Source organism: Bradyrhizobium sp. CCBAU 11386 (assembly GCF_028128955.1).
Taxonomy (GTDB): domain Bacteria; phylum Pseudomonadota; class Alphaproteobacteria; order Rhizobiales; family Xanthobacteraceae; genus Bradyrhizobium.
The window spans coordinates 1-493 of the sequence record NZ_LBKA01000061.1 but is presented as its reverse complement, the minus strand read 5'-3'; the positions used below and the strand labels follow the sequence as shown (position 1 = coordinate 493).

1 protein-coding gene is annotated in these 493 nt (G+C 49.3%); it reads right to left on the bottom strand.

Features of this window, described 5'->3' with window-relative positions:
• Positions 1-226: 226 nt before the first annotated feature.
• A partial coding sequence (locus XI09_RS08360) for a hypothetical protein (RefSeq protein ID WP_271566415.1) occupies positions 227-493 on the bottom strand: 267 nt, incomplete at its 5' end.

The following is a 493-nucleotide window of genomic DNA, read 5'->3' as shown; positions in this document are numbered from 1 at the left end:
GACGTGGCGTCGGTCAAAATTGAAACGGACTGACCGAAATGGACATCTTGCCGTCCGCAGTTTGTTCTATCTTAAAGTCTACCTCTTTTTGCGCTGTCACATCCTCGACGGTCGCATACAGCAACCCAGTGCAAGTAACTGCTCGCTTGGCTTTGCTTCTTGAATTTGTGCGTATTGTATCATCCAACCTATATGCGGCACCTTGTCTCGCCTTTTCCCAAATGGCTCATTTTTCAGCCTCTGTGTTCGCGTTACTTACCATCGCCGCAACCGCGCCCGAATTCTTGACGGCGTAGTTGACAAGCGCGTTGTTGCTGTTGTCCGAAACGATCTTAACCACTGTATTGCGCGTATCCAAAGAATCACACTCGGGCATCGCCCCGCCACAACCGCCCAGCAAAAGTAAGACAGGAAGACACCCTAAACTCGACTGTCCTTCCCGAAAATGCTTCATCGGAATCGTCACGATTATCTTTCCTATTCCGACAAAAAA